Below are 20,056 nucleotides of genomic sequence, written 5' to 3' on the forward strand. Positions count from 1 at the left end.
GCTAGTCTCCCTGGCCTTCGCCACGCAGGCACGGTGCCATCGGATTGTTGGGATGTTGTGTCCAGTTCATGGGCTGCGCGGTGATGGGAACACCCGTCCGTGGATCGACACCGCTTTTCATGGCTTCCATGCTGATGCAATCGCTGACCGGGCAGACCGCGACACAAAGATTACAACCGACACAGTCTTCGGCACGCACCTGGTAACACCCGCTATCCGCGATGCGACCAATAGCCTGATGGGAAGTATCCTCACAGGCGATATAACAGCGACCACAACCAATGCAGCGATCGACGTCAATTTTAGCTTTCGTGACAAAATTGAGATTGAGCTGGCTCCAGTCGCTGACATTGGGGACCGCCCGCCCGATAAAATCTTCCAGGCGGGTATGACCCTGCTCAGTCATCCAGGTCTGCAGGCCACCCACCAGATCATCGATAATGCGAAACCCATAGAGCATCGCCGCCGTACACACCTGAACATTGCTTGCACCCAACGCCATGAATTCTGCCGTGTCGCGCCAGGTACCGACACCCCCGATGCCCGAGATGGGAAGATCAACAAGGGTAGGATGCCGGGCAATTTCCGCCACCATATTCAGGGCGATGGGTTTGACCGCCGGTCCGCAGTAGCCCCCATGGGTCCCCATGCCATCCACGGTCGGCATGGGGGCCATTCGCTCCAGATCGACACTGACGATAGAGTTGATGGTGTTGATCAGCGATACCGCATCGGCACCTCCCGCCTGTGCCGCCACCGCACCCCAGGTGATATCGGTCACGTTGGGCGTCAGTTTGACGATCACCGGTAGTCCCGTGTGCGCCTTGGCCATGCGCGTTACCATTTCGACCAGTTCGGGCGCCTGCCCCATGGCGGAGCCCATACCACGCTCCGACATCCCATGGGGACAACCCAGATTGAGCTCAATCCCGTCGGCGCCCGTGGCCTCGACACGCGGCAGCCATTCCGCCCATACCGACTCCTCCAGCGGGAACATCACCGATACCACCACCGCCCGATCCGGCCACTGCGCCTTGATTTCCGCAATCTCGCGCAGATTGCTCAGGATGGAGCGATCGCTGATCAACTCAATATTGCTGAAACCCTGCACTCGGCGATTGTCGCCCTGCCAAAAGCCATAGCGGGGGCCGTTGACGTTCACCACCGGCGGATCGATGCCCAGCGTCTTCCAGACAACGCCGCCCCAGCCCGCTTTGAAGGCACGCTGCACATTCACCGCGCGGTCAGTCGGCGGCGCCGAGGCCAACCAGAAGGGGTTGGGCGAACGGATACCGACAAACTCGGTGCTTAAATCAGGCTTCATGACGCAAGTCTCCAAGCATCGAGAGCACCGCGCGTTGGGCATCAGCGACGGCGTGCACGATGAGATCCGCACTGCGCCCCACGCAATCACCGCCCGCCCAAACACCCGGCAGACTGGTGCGAAAGTTCGCATCTACGGCAATTTTTCCGTGCGCATCCAGTTGCAGAGAGGCGCCATCCTCACCCCAGACTTCCGGATTGAGACGCTGGCCGATCGCCGTAAATACCTGATCTACAGCCCAACGCAGGGGTTGTCCCTGATCGACGCAGCGCTCCCCCTGCGCTATGGTGGGTTGCAGCCAGATCGCCACACAGTCACCGCCTTCTCCTTCAATCCGCAATGGCCGCCGGTAATAATGAATGAAGACCCCCTGATCCCGGGCCAGGCGCTGCTCTCTGGCGCTGGCGCCCATCGCCTCGGGACCACGGCGATAGCACAGATGCACCTCCTCGGCCCCCAACAAGCGAATTTGCACAGCAATATCAATGGCGGTCATACCCCCGCCGATCACCGCAACCTTTTGTCCGACCGGCACAGGTTCACCCTGGCGCATCCGGGCGATAAAAGGCACCGCAGGCAGCACTCCGGCTAGATCTTCACCAGGAATCTGAAGGCGATGCTGCCCCTGTAATCCGAGGGCCAGAAAGACGGCATCATAGTCGCTGCGCAATTGGCCGAGGGCAATATCCCGGCCCAAAGCCACACCACAACGCAACTGAATGCGATCCCCCGCCAGCAGGTGAGCGACTTCGCGCTGCGCTGCCGCATCCAGCATCTTGTAGGCGGCAATGCCACTTTCATTAAGGCCGCCGGCCTGCGCTTGCGCCTCGAAGAGATCCACCGCAAAACCCTCGCGGGCAAGCAAATGGGCACCGGCAAGCCCGGCCGGACCCGCACCCACTACTGCGATTTTTTGCACTCGCATCGCTGTCCTGGCTGCGGGAAAGAGGTCAGGTGTCGTCTGCGCCATAGACAAACGCTGTAGAAGCCCAATACGCACCGGACCCCCCTCCTCGCCCTGGCGCACACAGGACTGTTCGCAGAGGGTTTCCACGGGGCAAACCCGCGCGCAGGACCCTCCCAGCGGATTGGCCTGCAGGATACGTTCTGCCGCCCGGGCGGGCTGCCCCGCGGCGATCGCCCGGATAAAGCCGGGAATGTCGATATCCGTCGGACAAGCGGTTACGCAAGGGGCGTCATGGCAGTAGTAACAACGCTCCGCCTCCATTGGCGCTTCACTCGCCGGAAGCACCTCCTCCAGCGGACGGAAGCGCGCTTCCAGCAACTCCGGGCTGAGTATTACGGTAGATAACAACCTCGCTTCCCCTGCCTATGGCCGACAAAGATCGCCGTACACATCCGGCCGCCGATCCCGATAAAACTGCCAGAGGTCCCGCACTTCCGCGATCTGCCCGAGATCAAGGTCACTGACCAGCACCTCTTCCTGATCGCGGCTCGCCTTGGCGATAATCTGTCCGCGCGGATTGGCGAAATAGCTCTGCCCGTAAAACTCGCCGATGTTCCACGGCGCTTCGGTACCGATGCGATTGATCGCGCCGACAAAGTACCCATTGGCAGCGGCATGTGCCGGTTGCTCCAGCGTCCAGAGATATTCGGACAAACCGGCCACTGTCGCCGAAGGATTCAGCACGATTTCCGCCCCATTCAGACCCAAAGCCCGGGCGCCCTCCGGAAAATGACGGTCATAACAGATGTACACACCAACTTTCGCGTACACCGTCTGGAAAACCGGATATCCGAGATTTCCGGGCCGAAAAAAAAACTTCTCCCAGAAACCCTGCACCTGGGGAATATGGGTCTTGCGGTACTTACCGAGATAGCCGCCATCGGCATCGATAACTGCCGCCGTATTGTAATAAACTCCAGACATCTCCCGCTCATAAACCGGCACGACGATCACCATCTGGTGCTTCTTGGCAAGCTCCTGCATCAAACGAATCGTCGGGCCATTGGGGACTTCCTCGGTCAAGGCATACCAGCGGATATCCTGACTTGGACAAAAATACGGTCCATAAAACAGTTCCTGCATACATAAGATTTGTGTCCCTTGCGCCGCCGCCGCCGCAATGTGTTGCAGGTGGCGTGCAATCATTTCTTCCTTGATTTGTGCCGGTGACAGTGATTCGGCCTCCGCCGTTTGCGCGGCTTGAATGAGGGCGGTACGAACAATTTGACTCATGGCTGACCTTCCTGAGAGGCTAAGACGATTCCTGGTGTAAATAACGGCCAATAGCTTTCTAAAATAATCAAGCAATGCGCATGCCAAGGTTGGAAAAGCTACAGAGACGATCAATAAATCATGTATATTGCACTGTTTTCAATGGTTAAATATTACATGAAGACCTTGGCGGATACTCACCTGGCAAAAAGCCTATAGGCATACCGTGAATATTTTATTCATCAACCAGGTGCCGTGATGCACCAACAAAAAGCAACCGCACCCCTTGTTGCACCAACATGATGCGGAATATTATAATCAACAATACATGGTCGCCAGACGTGCAGTGCTGCAATAGATGCTTGCATCGATCTCTATTAAGGCATGAGTTTTGCCTAATATCATCAACACCCTAAGCCGCTCCACCTCACCTGGATAGACCATGGACGAACTGACTAAAACCGCACCACTTGCTAACCCCGCCTGCTGGCTGCCTTTCACGGCAAATCGTGCTTTTCTCCAACAACCCCGGCTCCTGAGTCGCGCACGAGGCATGTATTACTGGACACCAGATGAACGTCCCATTTTAGACGGTACTGCCGGCCTCTGGTGTGTCAACGCCGGACACTGCCGTCCGGAAATCAGCGCAGCCATTGCCCAACAAGCCGCGGAAATGGATTTCGCACCCACTTTTCAGATAGGCCACCCTCTGGTCTTCACTCTGGCGAAACGTCTGATCCAGTGGATGCCCCCTGCCCTGAATCATGTTTTTTTCACCAACTCCGGATCCGAATCTGCGGATACGGCCTTAAAAATCGCGCGTGCCTACCACTTCAACCGGGGCGAACCAGAGCGCACGCTCTTTATTGGCCGCGAGAAGGCTTATCACGGTGTCGGTTTCGGCGGGCTCAGTGTCGGTGGCCTGCCGCGCAACAAGGAAGCTTTCGGACCGCTGCTGGAAGCGGATTTTTTACCCCACACCCTGGACCAAAGCCGCAATCGCTTCGGTCAGGGGCTGCCAGAATGGGGAGAAGACCCTGCCCTTGCTCTGGGCGAAATTGTCCGGCGCCACGGTGCCGAGCGCATCGCGGCAGTCATTGTCGAACCGGTTGCGGGGTCAGCTGGAGTCATCCTTCCTCACCGAGATTATCTGCGGCAACTGCGTGAAGCCTGTGATACACATGGTCTCTTGCTGATTTTTGACGAAGTCATTACTGGCTTCGGCCGTTTGGGGACCCCTTTCGCCACGGATTATTTCAGCGTCACTCCCGATCTTCTGACCACCGCCAAGGGGCTGACCAATGCCGCCGTTCCCATGGGGGCCGTCTTCGTCAGTGACGCCATTTATCAGTCCTTTATGCAGGGCAGCGATCGTGGCATCGAACTCTTTCACGGCTATACGTATTCGGGTCATCCACTGGCCTGTGCGGCGGGTCTGGCCGCCCTGGACATTTACGAACAAGAGGGGCTTCTGACCCGCGGCGCAGAACTGGCACCCTACTTTGAAAAAGCCATTCACAGCCTGCATGAATTACCCAAAGTTATCGATATCCGCAACATCGGCATGATGGCTGCCATTGAGCTGGAAAGCCTTCCCGACGCCTTTGGCGCACGTGGCATGGCGGCCCTGCAAAGTGCATTCGACAAGGGTCTGCTGATTCGCACGACAGGTGACACCATAGCCTTGTCTCCTCCCCTGATCATTCAAAGGGACATGATCGACGAAATAGCCGACATACTCCACAACGTCATCGGCAACTTACGCTAAGGACAACGCGCTCCAGAATTCACCGATTTTTTTGCATCATTTCCCGGATAATCTATAATGTGAAAACCCTATCCCTTTGGATTCTTAAACCTATGAGCAATAGCGATGACATTGGCCACCGGCTTCTATTGGTGCGCAAAATTTATGGCCTGACCCAGCGCGAGTTATCCCGTCGCGCCGGCGTTACTAACGGCGCCATATCCCTGATTGAACAAAATCGGGTCAGCCCTTCTATCAGCTCGCTCAAAAAAATTCTTGATGGCATTCCCATGTCCATTGCCGAGTTCTTTACCTTGGACCTAGTACCTTCCGATGAAGTTTTTTTCCGTGCCGACGAACTGCCCGATATCGCCATGGACCCCAAAATCATCATGAAACTTTTAGGGCGCCGATCCAAAGGCCGAGCCATGCAGATCATGCACGAATATTATGAGCCGGGTGCCGACACTGGTGAAGCCATGCTGCGCCATAACGGTGAAGAGGGTGGCATCATCGTCCGGGGCACAATTCAACTAACCATTGGTGACAAAGTACAAAGTCTTTCTCCCGGTGACGGATACTACTTCGACAGCCAGCTACCACATCGCTTCGTCAATGCAGGGCATGAAATCTGTGAAATAGTCAGTGCCAACTCACCCCCCAGCTTCTGACCACCGTCAATCCCAGCGTGTAAAAAACTTGAGTGATGCCCCGATAACCTGCGGCACCACGCTGAGCTTTTACCCTAAAACACCATTTTTACAGTTCCGAAGAAGGAGCGCGGCATCATCGGCTCTGCTACGAGATAGTTGCCGGGCTGATTGATATAAGGGAACTGCTTTTCCAGCACCGAGGCTTCGGAGTTCAGGAGATTTACCCCGCTCAGACTAAACGTCATATTTTTTACCCCGTACTGATGTATCTGAAAGGTATGCGCAAGATTGAAGTTCATGGTCGCATAGGCGGGCATACTGATGGAAGTTGGTGCACCCGTACTGGCCTCAATATATTGCGGGCCGACCAGATTACCGTACAACCGGGCGCGCGTACCCATGTAATGCCCTTCTATCCCCATGCCCGCAAGGTAAGTCGGGGTATTGGCCCGCGGCTCTCCAATGCTGGTGGCAACTCCATAGGCACTTGACGAATTTGAGGTGTAATGCGCCGCCTGAAGCGAGTAGTTCCCATAAAGCGATATATAACTATCTAGCGCGTAAGCAGTAGCAATGTTAATGCCCTGATACGATGAAGAACCGATATTGTACTCATAAGTCAGCCCTGTTGTTGTATCATAGTAGGAACTGAACGTATGTGCGAAGTCTGAGCGATAGAAAGAAATACTCGCGTCAAGGCCATCATGCTTGTAAGCCGCCCCAAACTGGTACGTGTTGACTTGCTCCGGTTTTATCGTCACCGGCGTCGATGGCGATGTCGATGTGGCATTGCTGTCAGCCGCATAGAATGCGGTGATGTTCGGATACTTGTACCCAACCGCATAGTTGGCATACAGCGTTACCGCTTTTATCGGCTTATACTGGATACCAGCGTATGGACTCACCTCACTGTAAGAGCGGCCACTGCTGGCACCTACGGTGTAGTAGTACCCCGGTACATCATTGATATGCGTGCTTACCGTCTCATATTTCAGACCAGGGGTAATCGCCAAAGAGCGCGTCAGCTTGATTTTGGCCTGCGCATAGAGCTTACCGTACAGACGCCATGCGTGCTCATTCCAGAGGTTATTGTAACCAGCCACTTCGGGGACATTCGGGCTTCCGTAAACATAGTCCCGCGAATGATACAGAGAGACCGCGCCCAGTCCTCCGGCTTTCAAGTCCACATAATGACTGAGCCACTCGACAGAAGGATTAAACCCGAAAGTATTTGTGGTATAGCTATAACTGTGATAATTATCCCCGTTAATTGTTTGCGCCTGACATGCTGCAGAATTGTTACCGGCAAAATCATTTCCCGAATACTGGCAGACGGTTTGCGCCGGGTTCAGATAAAAAGTGACAAAACTGTTGTAAGGCGAATTGGCACTGGGATTCACATATTCCAAACGATTGGAGTTGGTGTAGGCATAAAATCCCTTTACACCAAAAACAGCGTGAGAAGATATAAGCGTTTTATTCTGCACAATAGCCATCATGTGTTCCGCCGTGCTATTTGCGTAGGTGAAAGACAGTGGCCACTGATAATAAGGTCCATACTGCTGCAACAGCGCGGTCGGCATTCGCGCGGCGGTGGCACCTTGGTTTTTATTCAGCAAAAATATGACTGACCATTTTGAGGTCGGCGAAATTTGCGGCAAATCATAGGCCGCATAGTAGGAGTATTCGCGATCAGGACTGTGGTCCAGGTAGCCTGCGGTCTGGCGCGAAGAGAATCTCAGCAGGAGGTTACCATAGCCAGGACTTACTCCAGTGTTTATCTCAGCACCATAGCTGCGCGTATTAAAAGAACCAAAACCAGCAAATACCGACTCGTAACGTTTTACCGATGGAATCTTCGGCAGATAATCAATATTTCCGCCGATTGCCCCGATGGCGTTGATATCTGGCGAGGGAGTGCCGTAGGTCACGCGGATGCCCGAAGTTTCACCCAGCGTGACCGGGATGAGATTCGTCAAATCTGCATAATTGTTATTTCCGCCGGATAAACCTCCATTGAACAAATCCGCAATGGGCAAATTATCAAAGGTATAGCCTACTTGTGTCTGGGAGAAGCCACGCACCGAAATATGGGTCTTGACGCCAATGGGGTTCGTGCTGGTGGCATTCACCCCAGGCACAAAACTCAGAATGGTTGAGGCATTTTGCGTTGACTCCTGACCTTCCAGGAATTTTTTGGGAATCAGCGCGGTTTCAGCGCCAAACACCGGCTTTATTTGGGTGAGCGCAGCCTTCTCTACGGTTCGCAATAAATTCTTGGAGACTGATTTGATCTTATATATCTTTTTGGCTGGAGGCGGCGTGGCGGTGGTCGTTTCTGCATACACCGGTAGAAGTGAGCTACCCAGAAATCCCGTTGCCACCAATAAGCCCTGTCTTAAAAGACGTTTAGTGGTCTTGTTCATTATAAACTCCTGTAGTTATATCGCCATAGCGAGAAGCAGCATATATGCCATGCCGACCGACCAATATGTTTACGCAAGACGTGTGATCCTTCTATGTCTGCCCCATAATGGGGCAGAACGAAATTTTCTGCCCCAAAACGAGGCGCCGGTTATCATCTTATTGATCGGGTGCCAATTGCCTGCATGGATATATTGGCCATATACAATCTACGATTAAAGTGTTATTTTTTTGCGAATGTGTTACCTAAAACGCAACGCTTTGAAGGATTGGTCATGAAACACCTGCGCCTGTTTAACTACATTGACACAATCGTCAGAGAAGGCTCGGTCCGCCGCGCGGCCGAAAAGCTGCATATCACGGCATCGGCACTGGATCGCCGCGTTCAGGATCTGGAAGAGGAACTGGGCACCAGCATTTTCGAACGGCATCCACGCGGGATGCGCCTCTCGGCTGCGGGAGAAGTTTTCCTGGGTTATGTGCGCCGCCACCTTTCCGACATGCAGCGCTTACGCTCAGAAATAGACAGCCTCAACGGACTTCGCCGCGGCCATATTTCCCTCGCAGTCAGCCCCGCATTGGCGGCCGATTTTATCCCGAGAATCATTAACACATTCAGAGTGCAGTATCCGGGAGTTTCCTTCTCGGTGACGGTAGCGAAACACAGCGATGCGATTCGTGCGCTACTGGCATTTGAAGCAGATCTGGTGGTCATCGTGGCACCACCCAGACACCCAGACGTCATCGACCTTGCCATATCCGAGCAGCCTTTGGTGGCGGCTATGGACCGCACGCACCCTCTTGCCGGTCAAGGTACGCTTCGCTTGAACGATTGCATCCAGTATCCGCTGGTATTGCCGGCACCGGGGCTTACCTCGCGCGAAATGCTGGAGTCTGCGCTCCGTAGTCGGCGATCAGAAGCCCATATCGCCGCCGAGACCAACTCCTATGAGGTGATGCGCGGCCTGTTGTACGGCACCCAAAACATTGGCTTTGTTATTTCAACGGGAATGCCTAAAAATCGCGTCAACGAAAATATAGTTTATCGGCCGATTTCGGCCGTGGACATACGCCCCGTGCCATTAGTCTGTGCGCAACTGAAAAACCGAGGAATTTCGGTCTCTGCCGCTCGTTTTTCCAATTGCATAGCAGAGGAACTAAATAATATGAGCCTAGGCGAACACCATACAGCTTAGACATGGAATAGGGGTTCATTTAAAAAGGCCATCTTACGGCACCGCCACGCCACCATCACTGCGCGGATCAGCAGCACCCGAAAATCCGCCCTGCGGATCACGCGCAACCATACCCGCGTGGCCCATAAAATCACTGTAATCTGGCACCCACGACACCTGGTGCCCCCAGCGGCACAAATCCCCAAAAACGGCGTCGGAATAGCGCCGCTCCAGACGCAGACCCGCCGAGGCTTCCCCCCAGGTACGCCCATACAGCCAGCGCGGACTGATTACCGACTCGGCGAGGGAAAGCCCATAGTGCTTGGCGCGCATGAGCAGCGCCGCCTGGGTCTGGGGCTGGCCATCCCCCCCCATACTGCCGTAGGCGAGTTGCACCCGCCCCTGCTCGGCATAGAGCGCTGGATTAAGGGTATGAAAGGGGCGTTTTCCAGGCTCCAGTACATTGACGTGCCCCGGCGCCAGAGAAAAGGCACAGCCGCGGTTATTCCACAGCACCCCGGTATTGCCTGCCACCACGCCGGTGCCAAACTCGTGGTAAAGACTCTGAATCACACTCACCATCCGCCCTTGCCCATCCACCACCCCGAACCAGACCGTATCGCCTTTGGCGAGTCCAATGGACGGCAGCGGCATCGCGATAAGGGGATGTACCTCTCTGGCGCAGTCATCCAGAAAATCCGGGTTCAGCAATGCCGCAATATCCACCTCGCCAAAGCCGGGATCGGCTACTAGCTGATCCCGGTACTGAAAGGCCAGTTTGGTGATTTCTACCGTATTATGAATCAGTTCCGCGCCCAGATGGTCGCCGCTGTTGAGTCCAACGCGATTGAGCAGGGCGAGGATCATGAGTGAGGCTACTCCTTGGGTGGGTGGCGGCATATTGATAGCCTCGCCGACACCAAAAGCGGTGCGCAACGGTTCCACCCAGCGGGGCTTGAAAGCCCACAAATCGGCTTCTGTCAACAGACTGCCAGCGGCTTTGAGACCCTTCGCCATTTGCCAGGCGAGCGGACCGTGATAAAAAGCCTCTGCACCATTCTCCGCCAGAGTCCCGAGCGTTTGTGCCAGCGCCCGTTGACTCCACAGTCGCCCGGTTGACATTACCTCCCCCCCCGGCATGTATTGCGCGGCAAAACCCGGCTGCTGACGGAGCGCGTTGCCAAATCTGGTGAGGGTATGGCTCTGGTTAGGGCTGAGCGGAAAACCGGTAGCGGCGTGGCAATAGGCGCTCTCCAGCACGGCCGACCAGGATTTACGGCCCTGCCAGCAATCTCTGGAGAACTCGAACGCCGCCCCCCAACCACCCACCGCACCCGGCACCGTCATGGCGGACAAGCCACCACGGAACGGAATTTCGCGCAGCCCTCGGTCACGAAACAGCGCCGCCGAATAGTATCGCCCGGCTGGACCAGCGGCGGCCAGTCCGCGCACCGTGTGCGCATCGCCGTCCGAGATCAGCCAGAATGCATCACCCCCCAGCCCGTTCATGTGGGGATAGACCACGGCGAGGGTCGATGCCACCGCGATGCCCGCCTCTATGGCATTACCACCGCTGCGCAAAATGGCTGCCCCGGCATCGGCCGCCAGCGCGTGCGGAGCACTCACGGCACCGCCCGCAGAGCTCGCCGACAAAGAGATTTGAACGGGTTTCACAGAATGGCCCTCAGTTTATGACGCGCTGAACGCCATTCCCGGCGGGTGTTCAACCGGGGACAACGAAAAAAGTGGTTCCACGGCAAACGAATATGCTCTGCCGCCGACAAATAACCCAGTTGCCGATCTAACCTTGCGTCGGCTGCATCCACAGGTACTGCGCAGAGTGACTGTGACCAACACTGCGACAGCATCAGCGGATGCCCGCCGCCACCCCAACGATCTATCGGACTTGCTGCCGCAATATTCCGAGCATGTGCGCTGCGCCGCAACCGCCTGAGCCACGGCGCGGGTGGCAAAATCGCATCTACTGGCACCACCAGCGCCGGGCCAGATGGATTATGCAACCCCAACTGCAGCGTCGAGAAAGGCCCACGCCTTGCCCGGAAGTTATGCCGTCGCATGACACGCCGATGCAGGCAAGCCAAAACTCGCCGTGGCCGATACCCCGTCACCAGATACACCGGGGCAAACCCCGCCTGCCGCAGGATATCCACCTGCCGGTCAATCCAGCTCCAGCCATCGCCGTGCAGACGCCTGCACGCTTTATGCTGTCGCCCGGAGCGCCGGGACTGGCCGCCCGCCAGAATGATGGCGGCATCCATGCTGCCGCTTAAGTCGCCTTCGGCATCAAGCTCACATGCGCCGCGACGACACGCCAACCCTCTGGCGTGCGTATCCAGGTCTGACTTTGTCGGCCATGCACCTGTTCGCGCCGGAACTCCGTGTTGGCGGTCGCAAAGCCCTGTCCATAGGTGGTGATCGTCGTATTGACCAACTCCCGATTCAGCGCCGGGGCTGGACGGGATGCCCGAAACTCGGCAATGGCTGCGTAGCCGTAGAGATTTTCTGCCACTCCGTAGCGCAACGTGTGTACGCTATTCCAAAATAACTCGTCCAATACATGAACGTCGTTTTCAACCAATGCTTTTTCATAGCGGAAAAAAGCGGCCTGCACTTCTTGTAAGACTTCGGGCGCGTTGATTTCGGCGTGAACCATGGGATTTTTCCTCTTAGCGGGTGGGGATTGGACTGGTAAATCCGTGCAACTCAAGTTGTCTGGCGACTTTAAGTGCCTTTGCTTCCTGCCAGGGTGCCGCAACAATCTGAACACCAATAGGCATCGCCCCCGTACTGGCCACCGGTACCACTACTACTGGGAGGCCAATGAAGGAGAGGGGCTGGGTGTATAAACCCAGATGGGGCCGGACTAACATCTGCTCACCATCCAGCTCCATAGTGCGCTGGCCGATGGCGGGCGCCGACATGGGCGTGGCAGGTGCCAGCAACAGATCGTAACGCGCAAAAACCTTGAGCACTTCCGCCTGGTACCAATGCCGGAAACGCTGGGCTTGAATACTCCAGGAAGCCGGCAGCAAAGTACCGGCCAGCATGCGATCCCGCACGTCCGGGTCATAGTCGGCGGCATGATGACGCAGACGGTTCAGATGCAGATTACTGCTTTCGGCATTGGTGATGAGATAGGCGGCGGCGCGCGCCTGCGCGGTTCCGGGAATTTCGATCTGCTCGCTTACCTGCAGTGCAGCGGCAACCCTAGCCAAGGCCTGTTCTGCGGCAGGCGTTGCCTGTTGCGCAAAATATCCGCCCACCACCGCGATGTTCAGGTCACCAATCCCTTCTGCCAGCAGTCCACTGACCAGCTCATTCGGCCTGTTCGCGCAAACAGGGTCCGCTGCATCCGTCCCTTGCATCGCGTCATAGGCCAGTGCGAGATCCGCCACGCTACGTGCCAGCGGACCAACATGATCGAGACTGGGACAGAAAGGAAAGGCTCCGGCCCGAGACAAGCGGCCGTAGGTCGGCTTTAGTCCAAAAATACCGCAGAGGGAAGACGGCACCCGAATAGAACCATTGGTGTCAGAACCCAGGGCGATGGGCACCATGCCCCCCGCTACGGCGGCAGCGCTGCCGCCACTGGACCCTCCGGTCATTCGCGACCGATCATGGGGATTACGGGACGGCCCATAATGAATGTTTTCCCCTGTGAAATCGTAGGCGTACTCGCCCATGTTAAGGGCGCCCAGCATAATGGCGCCAGCCTCGGTCATGCGCCGCACGGCAGTCGCGTCGGTGGCAGCGGGGGCATCTTGCTGATTGATTTTTGACCCGGCGAGGGTAATCTCGCCCTGCAAATCAAAAAGATTTTTAACGGCAAAGGGCACACCCGCCAAAGGGCCGGGGTCTTCGCCCCGCGCCACCTTCCGGTCCACTGCCGCCGCTTCCCGCAAGGCACGCGTTTCCGTGATACCTGTGAAGGCATTGATCTCGCCGTTACTGGCATGGATATGACGGAGCGTTTCCTGGACCACCTCCGCTGCGCGCCACTCGCCGCTACGGACCCGCTGCGCAATTTCCTGCGCTTGCGGAAATGGGTCGTTCTCTGTCTTCATGGGCGGAATACCGGAGCCAAATCTTCCGTCATGTCCAGCGGATGTGCTTCCAACACCTCGGCCATCCGCGCACTCAGCATGAAATAATTCTTCACGTCCGCACGCCATTCTTCGCGTACACTGAGCCCCAAAGCATCGAAAAGATAGTTCATATACGTATCCACGGGCGTTTCAGCATCTGTTCTAGGCGGATTCATCCGGTTTTTCCTTCTGTTAGAAATCAGCTTTTTGGTGCCGTAATTGCAGCAACTCTGCCAACACGCTGATCGCGATCTCCGGGGGCTTTTTACCCAGTCCGGGCAAACCCATGGGCATGTGCAAATAGTCCGGAATATCATGTCCGGCACGGGACAGAGCGTGACTAAAACGCGCCGCTTTGGACCGACTGGCAATCACCCCGAGATAAGCCAGCGGTTTCCCGATAAAATGCTCCAGTAACGCATAATCCATGGCATGACTGTAGGTCATGATCAGCACCATGACATCGGCTGCCGGGGTCTGCAGATCCACCCAGGACCAAGTGTCCACCAGGGTGACTTCTGGCGGGAAGGCGGCAGGATCGGCCCACTCAGGGCGCGGATCGAATACGGACGATGCGAAATCCAATTCACGAGCCATGCTGGCGATCGCCCGCCCTACATGCCCCGCACCAAAAATCCATAGTGGTTGATGGTGGGGAGCGGGCAGCGCGAAGTGCCGTTCCTTGACATCCATACCCGGAGCATCGGCGCGCAAAAGCACAGTCAAGGCATCCAATGAACCGATTTGCCGTCCCAGACGGGTAATCCCGGCCACAAGCTGCAACCGGCCGGCTGAATCCCTTTGATAGAGACGGGAGGCGCCAGACTGGTACAGCTCGGAAAAAAATAGGGGCACATCCAGCACACAGATTTCCACCTGCCCACCGCAGCACTGATCATCCGCCGTGCCCAGGGTAAAACTCAGCAATGCCGGGGATGCGTCAGAACGGGGTGTGCGCAACGCCTGACAGATCTGATATTCCATACGACCACCACCTACCGTGCCCAGCAGGGAGCCATCTTCCAACAGACGCATACTGGCCCCGACCGCCGTGGGCGCAGACCCCCGCACCCGGGTCACAACCGCTTCCCGGACCGGAAGCAAGGGCCGCTGACGACTGGCGAGGGCATTCATGAGGCGTACCCGATCACGGCCACCGGCCCGCCCCCTTGGGGACCCTGATGCTCCGCGCGCGTCGAAACATAAATGCCGGTTTCCCCCGTGACCCCAGCCAACAAGGCTGAAACTACACAGCGGGAATAACGCATATCGGAGATATCCGCGTCTGTCCACATGGTATGACGACGATGGCGGATATGGCCGCGCGGGTCGGCGTCGGATTTGGCGAAGACCGCCAGCACCTTCTCCGCATCGGCAGTCGCTAACTGCCCGTTGACGGGCTGCAGTCCCAATTGATTCAGCACGGCATGGATCGCCGGCACATCGATGATGTCCTGCATCACCCCGTGGGCGATGACCAAATCACCGTCCCACCAACACGAATTGGCGAACAGCACCATTTCGGAGCGCCGCAATAAGGGTTTGGCGGAAACGCTGGCCCGACTGGAGTACAAAGACCAGTCCCGGTTGATGGCGTCATCCGACAGTTCGGATTCGGTCACCTCACCCAAAGCGAGGGCCACCCCCAGGGCAGAAGCGCCGCGTGACCAGGCCATGTCACAGCGCAGGTGCTCGGCACGGACGTTTTCAGTCGTAGCAGAGTCCAGCGCTGGCATCGCCCCTTTGATCTGCACCAGATGCACATCCGCAGGTTCAACCTGCAAGGTATGCATGAGCCAGGTGAGCGCGCGGGCGGTCTCCCGCACCATCGCCATCCGCCCCACTTCCTGCGCGCTAAAAGGGCGGGTATGGGCAGATGCAAGCGCCAGACGTTTTATCGGATACGCTTGCTCCGCCGCCCGGCCTGATACCGCAAACACCAGAATATGCGGCGCCGCAACCCCTTCACTACCGCCCGAAAAGGACAACACCACACGCTCTTCCACCAACTCTGGACGGCAATCCAAATGCGTTGCCAGCACCTGGCTCAAAGCCATCATCGCCAAAGTCCGGGTAAAGTCGTTTATGCCACCATTACCCTCGGTTTTGCCAATAATCGCGACGATGCTCTGGGGATTTATCATCCCCTCGGCAATCGCCCGGACCAGTCCGGAAACGTCGGCAGGGTCTGTCGTAAAAAACCGGTAGACTGAGGTACGCATGGTCTTCGCCCTCTGCGATTAAAAGGGAACCCGGAGCACCCGCCCGGTACGACGTTGGATGTCGATCTTGTACACGTCCCCGTCGTCCATCTCATCTGCTGCCTGAGCGTTCGCCAAAGCAGTGACCACCTCGTCAGAATTCATGGTCATGACCGTCACCGGATCGCCCATAGACATGGGGAAATCGTGCCAGGTACCCGCATGAATCATCACCCCCTGCCCCGCTGGAATGCGAAAAGCACGGACATCTTCCAGCTGGGGGATATTTCCCCCGCTACCCTGATTGGGCTTCCCGAGCACCATGGCGAAGGGCGTGCTGCCCAGACCGACAAAAATCTGTGTCATATTCAAATGCCGTTCCAGCCAGGTGATTTCCGGGCTGCGGTGGGATATCCGCGCCGTCCGAATCACCGCGCGACCGGTATATTCAAAATCGAGATTTTGCCCCTCTTCCACACTCCCCTGATAAAAGGGAATTGAAAGTCCGGGCCTGTGCACCGCCTCACCGATCATCACCCCATATTCTTCGAGATTTTCCGGCGTAGCATCCAGCACGGGTACATCCACATAAACGGTCGCTGCCTGCTTTGCATAGACACTCATATTTCAATCCTCCTGTTGCGATTTTCTGCACATGGAGATAGCCTCCAGTACCAGCCGGGAGGCTATCTCCAAACGGTATTCTGCCGTCGAGCGGATATCCTGAATCGGTGCAATATCCTGTCTTACCCCATGGCGCACATCAGCTTCGGAAATATCACGCAACGCACGTCCCAGCAGATATTGGCTCACGGATGGTAAGGTACAAGGAGTCGCCGCCACACTCGCCATACCGAAACGCGCGCTCTGGATAATTCCATCACTATCTTTTTCGATGAGCGCCGCGATACTCACCTTGGCAATAGCCTGTGCAGCCCGAGTTCCGACTTTCCGAAAATAACCGCAACTGTGTTTTGGAGGATAGGAAATCCAGATGGCGCTCAGTAATTCTCCCGCCTGCAAGGCCGTCTTACGATACCCCTGATGGAAATCTACATAAGGCAACCAGCGCGGGCCGTGCTGATGGGCGATCTCCAGACGCGCGCCATAGGCCAGCAATACCGGCGCGTTATCAGCCGCCGGGGAGGCGTTGCAGATGTTGCCACCCAGCGTGGCGCGATTTTGAATGGGTGGCGCCCCGGTCACCGCCGCCGAAGCGGCCAGCATCGGCCAGTGGGCGACCACCTCCGCATGTCGGCGGATCTCGTCCAGCGAAGTGCCAGCGGCAATTCGGATGCCGTCTTCTGTCGTCTCCAGCCCCTGCAACTCAGGCAAGCCGCTGATATCCAGCCAGGCATCCGGGCGCCGCTCCGGGGCGAGATGACTCTCCACCATGAGATCGGTCCCGCCCGCAATCACCCGATATGAGCCGGGGGTTGCCGCCAATATCTCCAGGGCTTCCGGCAAATGCCGGGGCCTTATCCATTCAGACATCGGCAGCCCCTCCGGCGGCCTGGGCGACAGCCGCATAAATGCGCCCATACCCGGTACAGCGACAGAGATTACCGCTCAGGCCCCAGCGTATCTCCTCCAGAGTCGGGCTCGCATGCTCCGCCAACAGGGCGGTCGCGGCAAGCATCATCCCCGGCGTGCAAATCCCGCACTGGGTAGCGCCGCACTGCACAAAAGCCCGTGCCAGGGCACTGTCTGCGGGCAGGCCCTCTACCGTGGTAATCACCGCCTGCGCCAGTTGCCCGAGAGGAACCAGACAGCTATTCACCAGCCGGCCATTCACCAGCACCGCGCAGGCGCCACACTCTCCTTCGCCGCAGCCTTCTTTGGTCCCCTTGAGGTCGCATTCATTACGCAATACATCCAGTAAACGGGCATTCGGTGCTGAACCACTCTGAAATATTTTACCGTTGATATGCATAGTCGTCGGCATCATGAATTTCCTTCGCGCATGGTCAGCCTCAGCAGCATTTCAGGCATCACCGGAATCTGCTGAATATCGATATCGAGTGCCTGCTGAATGGCATTGACAATAGCCGGAGCCGGACCATCCATCGGCAACTCACCAACGCCCTTCGCTCCTTTAGGCCCGGCCCCTAATCCACCTTCCAGCAATACCACCTGAATAAATCCCAAATCAGCGCTGGTCGGAATGATGTAATTGGTCAGCCGATCATTGGCCATCACCCCGCGTTCATTCCAGAGCACGTCCTCATAGAGGGCATAACCAATCCCCTGCGCGACTCCGCCCTCAATCTGGCCTTGCACAATCACCGGATGCACCGCCTTGCCGACTTCCTGAACGGCAGTAAAATCGACCACGTGCGTCTCCAGCGTCAGCATATCCACCTCTACTTCGGCAACATAAGCGGCCCAGGCATAACTGGCGTAGGCCCGCCCCAAAAAAGTCTGCTCATCCCAGAGCATGTCTGCTGGCGGGTGGTAGTGTGCAGTCACCAACGCATCCCCGGCGGCGGCGTAAAGCCCTGCACACGCTGCAGCGAAGCCTTGCACGTCATAGGATTGCGCCAAACCCGTCGTTTCCCGCAAACGTTGCAATAGCTGTCCCGCTGCTTTCTGAATGAGCTCCCCGACCACCATACAGGTGCGGGAGGCGACCGTTGGTCCGGAATTTGGCACCCTGGAGGTGTCCGTCTGCGCCAGATGCACGCTGTCCATGGGCAGACCCAGCGCAGCGGCCGCAATCTGGACCAGCGTAGTCGCCGCGCCCTGCCCCATTTCGGTGTTGGAACAGAGAATTTCGACGTGCCCATTGGCCAAGGCTTGCAGAGAAACACGGGAAGCCAGATGCAATTCACCATTACCGGTAAATCCGGCGCCATGCGCAAAAGTCGCCAAACCGATACCTCTGCGGGTCGGGTGGCCAGCGGCATTCCAGGCATTATATTCCTCCCGTCGCTGCTGATAGTGCGTGTGTTCCAATGCGGCATCGAGCACCGCATGAGCAAAACAGTCTTTACCAACCACATCGCCCGTGGGGCTCAAATCGCCGGTACACAGCAAATTCTTTTTGCGTAACTCCACAGGGTCCATACCCAGCTTTTTCGCCAACCGATCCATGGCTACTTCCATGGCAAAAATGCTCTGCGGCGCACCAAATCCACGAAAGGCGCCGAAGGGGGGATGATTGGTAGCGACGGCACGCCCCCTGATCCTGATGTGGGGGCACTTATAGGGTCCCGGCGCGTGAATGACACCCCGGGAGAGCACGACCGGACTGAGGGTACGATAAGCACCGCCATCAATAGCGAAATCCATATCGATAAACTGCAACTCTCCAGCTTTGTTGGCTCCCAAACGAATCAGGGTACGGGAAGGATGACGCTTCGGCGTTACCCGCAAATCCTCGCCACGCTCATAAATGAGCTTTACCGGTCGACCACCCGCTTTGCGCGCCAGCAAAGCGGCATGACAGGCAATCACCGAAGGATAATCCTCCTTGCCGCCAAAGGCCCCCCCGGTGGTGCTTTGCACTACCCGCAGATGATCCTTATCCATCCCCAGACACTGAACCAATGCATCCAGCACGTAGTAGGGACACTGCATGGAACCTTCCATCAAAATACCGCCGTCTGCCTGCAAATGTGCCAACATACCTTGCGGTTCAATGTAGAGTTGCTCTTGCGACGGGGTGAGAAAACCCTCATCGATCACGACATCGGCAAGAGCCACCCCCGCTGCCACATCACCACGATCCAGAAGATAATCCGCATAAATATTGCCGGGTATAATCTCCTGCCGCGCTTGCAACGCGTCATCGATATCAAAAACCGGATCCGGGTTGGGTAATTCCACCAAGGAAACACCTTTCAGCGCTATCCTGAGCTTTTCCGGGTCTGCATGAGCCAGTAATACCACGGCCTCCCCAGCGTGCCGGAATGCGCGCTCTACCAACACCGGCTGATCATTTTCAAGGAGCTTTATCGCGTTAATACCCGGAATGTCTTGGGCAGTCACCACCACAAACTCAGACCAGTTTATAGCAGGATCAAAAACGATTTCCTGTAGAGTCCCACCCGCTCCCGCAGTGCGTACGGTAGCCCCATGAAGCGCATCGACAGCGGGCCGGTCATCCACGTAAAGCGCCGCCCCCCGTATTTTGGCAAATCCATCGACACGGGCTGGACCAACCACTTGCTGGTCACGTCGCTGGTTAATGATCATCAAAGACACGGTGGTACTCCTTGTTCCCGAGCCAGAACGCTCACAACGGA

General features: G+C 56.8%; 18 protein-coding genes. 3 read left to right on the forward strand and 15 right to left on the reverse strand.

The genetic code is table 11. The features are described 5' to 3' along the window. Window position 1: 1 nt before the first annotated feature. Genes preA through H2515_RS12560 form a run of 3 tightly spaced genes read right to left on the reverse strand, consistent with a single transcriptional unit; the run spans window position 2 to window position 3,524 of the window. Window positions 2-1,324, reverse strand: a complete 1,323-nt coding sequence (preA, locus tag H2515_RS12550) for an NAD-dependent dihydropyrimidine dehydrogenase subunit PreA (protein WP_198660289.1) — start codon at window positions 1,322-1,324, stop codon at window positions 2-4. Then, complete coding sequence (locus tag H2515_RS12555; protein ID WP_198660290.1) at window positions 1,314-2,639, reverse strand: FAD-dependent oxidoreductase; 1,326 nt, start codon at window positions 2,637-2,639, stop codon at window positions 1,314-1,316. The genes preA and H2515_RS12555 overlap by 11 nt, the downstream gene beginning before the upstream one ends. Window positions 2,640-2,654: 15 nt before the next feature. Beyond that, window positions 2,655-3,524 (reverse strand): nitrilase-related carbon-nitrogen hydrolase, encoded by an 870-nt coding sequence (locus H2515_RS12560; protein WP_198660291.1) that lies wholly within the window; start codon window positions 3,522-3,524, stop codon window positions 2,655-2,657. A gap of 421 nt (window positions 3,525-3,945) precedes the next feature. Between H2515_RS12560 and H2515_RS12565 the strand changes: the two genes are divergently transcribed. Further along, window positions 3,946-5,271, forward strand: coding sequence for an aminotransferase class III-fold pyridoxal phosphate-dependent enzyme (locus tag H2515_RS12565; RefSeq protein ID WP_065412973.1), 1,326 nt, complete (start codon window positions 3,946-3,948; stop codon window positions 5,269-5,271). A 92-nt stretch (window positions 5,272-5,363) separates the two neighbouring features. Continuing rightward, entirely contained in the window at window positions 5,364-5,921 is a 558-nt protein-coding gene (locus tag H2515_RS12570) for a cupin domain-containing protein (RefSeq protein WP_035191854.1), read from the forward strand. A gap of 74 nt (window positions 5,922-5,995) precedes the next feature. On the opposite strand, the gene H2515_RS12575 is transcribed toward H2515_RS12570, so the two are convergent. Continuing rightward, window positions 5,996-8,329, reverse strand: a complete 2,334-nt coding sequence (locus tag H2515_RS12575; RefSeq protein ID WP_065412974.1) for a TonB-dependent receptor — start codon at window positions 8,327-8,329, stop codon at window positions 5,996-5,998. A 273-nt stretch (window positions 8,330-8,602) separates the two neighbouring features. On the opposite strand from H2515_RS12575, the gene H2515_RS12580 reads away from it, so the two are divergent. Then, on the forward strand, window positions 8,603-9,523 hold the full coding sequence (locus H2515_RS12580; protein ID WP_035191856.1) for a LysR family transcriptional regulator: 921 nt from the start codon (window positions 8,603-8,605) through the stop codon (window positions 9,521-9,523). A 33-nt stretch (window positions 9,524-9,556) separates the two neighbouring features. Here the strand turns inward: H2515_RS12580 and H2515_RS12585 are convergent, their stop codons facing one another. From H2515_RS12585 to H2515_RS12635, 11 genes are all read right to left on the reverse strand, one after another. After that, window positions 9,557-11,176 (reverse strand): gamma-glutamyltransferase family protein, encoded by a 1,620-nt coding sequence (locus H2515_RS12585; protein ID WP_198660292.1) that lies wholly within the window; start codon window positions 11,174-11,176, stop codon window positions 9,557-9,559. Beyond that, window positions 11,173-11,781, reverse strand: coding sequence for a nucleotidyltransferase family protein (locus H2515_RS12590; protein ID WP_198660293.1), 609 nt, complete (start codon window positions 11,779-11,781; stop codon window positions 11,173-11,175). The genes H2515_RS12585 and H2515_RS12590 overlap by 4 nt, the downstream gene beginning before the upstream one ends. 8 nt (window positions 11,782-11,789) lie before the next feature. Further along, window positions 11,790-12,176, reverse strand: a complete 387-nt coding sequence (gene hpxZ, locus H2515_RS12595) for an oxalurate catabolism protein HpxZ (RefSeq protein WP_014028128.1) — start codon at window positions 12,174-12,176, stop codon at window positions 11,790-11,792. Window positions 12,177-12,189: 13 nt separating this feature from the next. Beyond that, window positions 12,190-13,587: an AtzE family amidohydrolase gene (locus tag H2515_RS12600; RefSeq protein ID WP_065412977.1), complete on the reverse strand. Its 1,398-nt coding sequence runs from the start codon at window positions 13,585-13,587 to the stop codon at window positions 12,190-12,192. Further along, window positions 13,584-13,739, reverse strand: a complete 156-nt coding sequence (locus tag H2515_RS12605; RefSeq protein ID WP_223306866.1) for a DUF4089 domain-containing protein — start codon at window positions 13,737-13,739, stop codon at window positions 13,584-13,586. The genes H2515_RS12600 and H2515_RS12605 overlap by 4 nt, the downstream gene beginning before the upstream one ends. A 61-nt stretch (window positions 13,740-13,800) precedes the next feature. Next, complete coding sequence (locus tag H2515_RS12610; protein WP_035191861.1) at window positions 13,801-14,742, reverse strand: XdhC family protein; 942 nt, start codon at window positions 14,740-14,742, stop codon at window positions 13,801-13,803. Then, complete coding sequence (gene atzD, locus H2515_RS12615; RefSeq protein WP_035191862.1) at window positions 14,739-15,830, reverse strand: cyanuric acid amidohydrolase; 1,092 nt, start codon at window positions 15,828-15,830, stop codon at window positions 14,739-14,741. The genes H2515_RS12610 and atzD overlap by 4 nt, the downstream gene beginning before the upstream one ends. An 18-nt stretch (window positions 15,831-15,848) precedes the next feature. Further along, complete coding sequence (locus H2515_RS12620; RefSeq protein WP_065412979.1) at window positions 15,849-16,433, reverse strand: ureidoglycolate lyase; 585 nt, start codon at window positions 16,431-16,433, stop codon at window positions 15,849-15,851. Between the two features lie 3 nt (window positions 16,434-16,436). Then, the gene (locus H2515_RS12625) at window positions 16,437-17,303 is read right to left on the reverse strand and encodes an FAD binding domain-containing protein (protein WP_198660294.1); all 867 of its coding nucleotides are present in this window, start codon (window positions 17,301-17,303) and stop codon (window positions 16,437-16,439) included. Beyond that, window positions 17,296-17,757, reverse strand: a complete 462-nt coding sequence (locus H2515_RS12630; protein ID WP_014028121.1) for a (2Fe-2S)-binding protein — start codon at window positions 17,755-17,757, stop codon at window positions 17,296-17,298. Before H2515_RS12630 ends, H2515_RS12625 begins: the two co-directional genes overlap by 8 nt. Beyond that, a complete protein-coding gene (locus H2515_RS12635) occupies window positions 17,754-20,006 on the reverse strand; it encodes a xanthine dehydrogenase family protein molybdopterin-binding subunit (RefSeq protein ID WP_232821631.1) in 2,253 nt (750 codons plus the stop codon). Before H2515_RS12635 ends, H2515_RS12630 begins: the two co-directional genes overlap by 4 nt. Between the last annotated feature and the right edge of the window lie 50 nt (window positions 20,007-20,056).

The organism is Acidithiobacillus ferrivorans (genome assembly GCF_016250455.1).
Classification (GTDB): Bacteria; Pseudomonadota; Gammaproteobacteria; order Acidithiobacillales; family Acidithiobacillaceae; genus Acidithiobacillus; species Acidithiobacillus ferrivorans.

Excerpts from the sequence above, each read along its gene's own strand:
- H2515_RS12560 (WP_198660291.1), bottom strand. The coding sequence starts at position 3,524 with ATGAGTCAAATTGTTCGTACCGCCCTCATTCAAGCCGCGCAAACGGCG.
- H2515_RS12605 (WP_223306866.1), bottom strand. The coding sequence starts at position 13,739 with ATGAACTATCTTTTCGATGCTTTGGGGCTCAGTGTACGCGAAGAATGG.
- H2515_RS12600 (WP_065412977.1), bottom strand. The coding sequence starts at position 13,587 with ATGAAGACAGAGAACGACCCATTTCCGCAAGCGCAGGAAATTGCGCAG.
- H2515_RS12630 (WP_014028121.1), bottom strand. The coding sequence starts at position 17,757 with ATGATGCCGACGACTATGCATATCAACGGTAAAATATTTCAGAGTGGT.
- H2515_RS12635 (WP_232821631.1), bottom strand. The coding sequence starts at position 20,006 with ATGATCATTAACCAGCGACGTGACCAGCAAGTGGTTGGTCCAGCCCGT.
- hpxZ (WP_014028128.1), bottom strand. The coding sequence starts at position 12,176 with ATGGTTCACGCCGAAATCAACGCGCCCGAAGTCTTACAAGAAGTGCAG.
- H2515_RS12570 (WP_035191854.1), top strand. The coding sequence starts at position 5,364 with ATGAGCAATAGCGATGACATTGGCCACCGGCTTCTATTGGTGCGCAAA.
- H2515_RS12590 (WP_198660293.1), bottom strand. The coding sequence starts at position 11,781 with ATGGATGCCGCCATCATTCTGGCGGGCGGCCAGTCCCGGCGCTCCGGG.
- H2515_RS12620 (WP_065412979.1), bottom strand. The coding sequence starts at position 16,433 with ATGAGTGTCTATGCAAAGCAGGCAGCGACCGTTTATGTGGATGTACCC.
- preA (WP_198660289.1), bottom strand. The coding sequence starts at position 1,324 with ATGAAGCCTGATTTAAGCACCGAGTTTGTCGGTATCCGTTCGCCCAAC.
- H2515_RS12610 (WP_035191861.1), bottom strand. The coding sequence starts at position 14,742 with ATGAATGCCCTCGCCAGTCGTCAGCGGCCCTTGCTTCCGGTCCGGGAA.
- H2515_RS12565 (WP_065412973.1), top strand. The coding sequence starts at position 3,946 with ATGGACGAACTGACTAAAACCGCACCACTTGCTAACCCCGCCTGCTGG.
- H2515_RS12580 (WP_035191856.1), top strand. The coding sequence starts at position 8,603 with ATGAAACACCTGCGCCTGTTTAACTACATTGACACAATCGTCAGAGAA.
- H2515_RS12575 (WP_065412974.1), bottom strand. The coding sequence starts at position 8,329 with ATGAACAAGACCACTAAACGTCTTTTAAGACAGGGCTTATTGGTGGCA.
- atzD (WP_035191862.1), bottom strand. The coding sequence starts at position 15,830 with ATGCGTACCTCAGTCTACCGGTTTTTTACGACAGACCCTGCCGACGTT.
- H2515_RS12625 (WP_198660294.1), bottom strand. The coding sequence starts at position 17,303 with ATGTCTGAATGGATAAGGCCCCGGCATTTGCCGGAAGCCCTGGAGATA.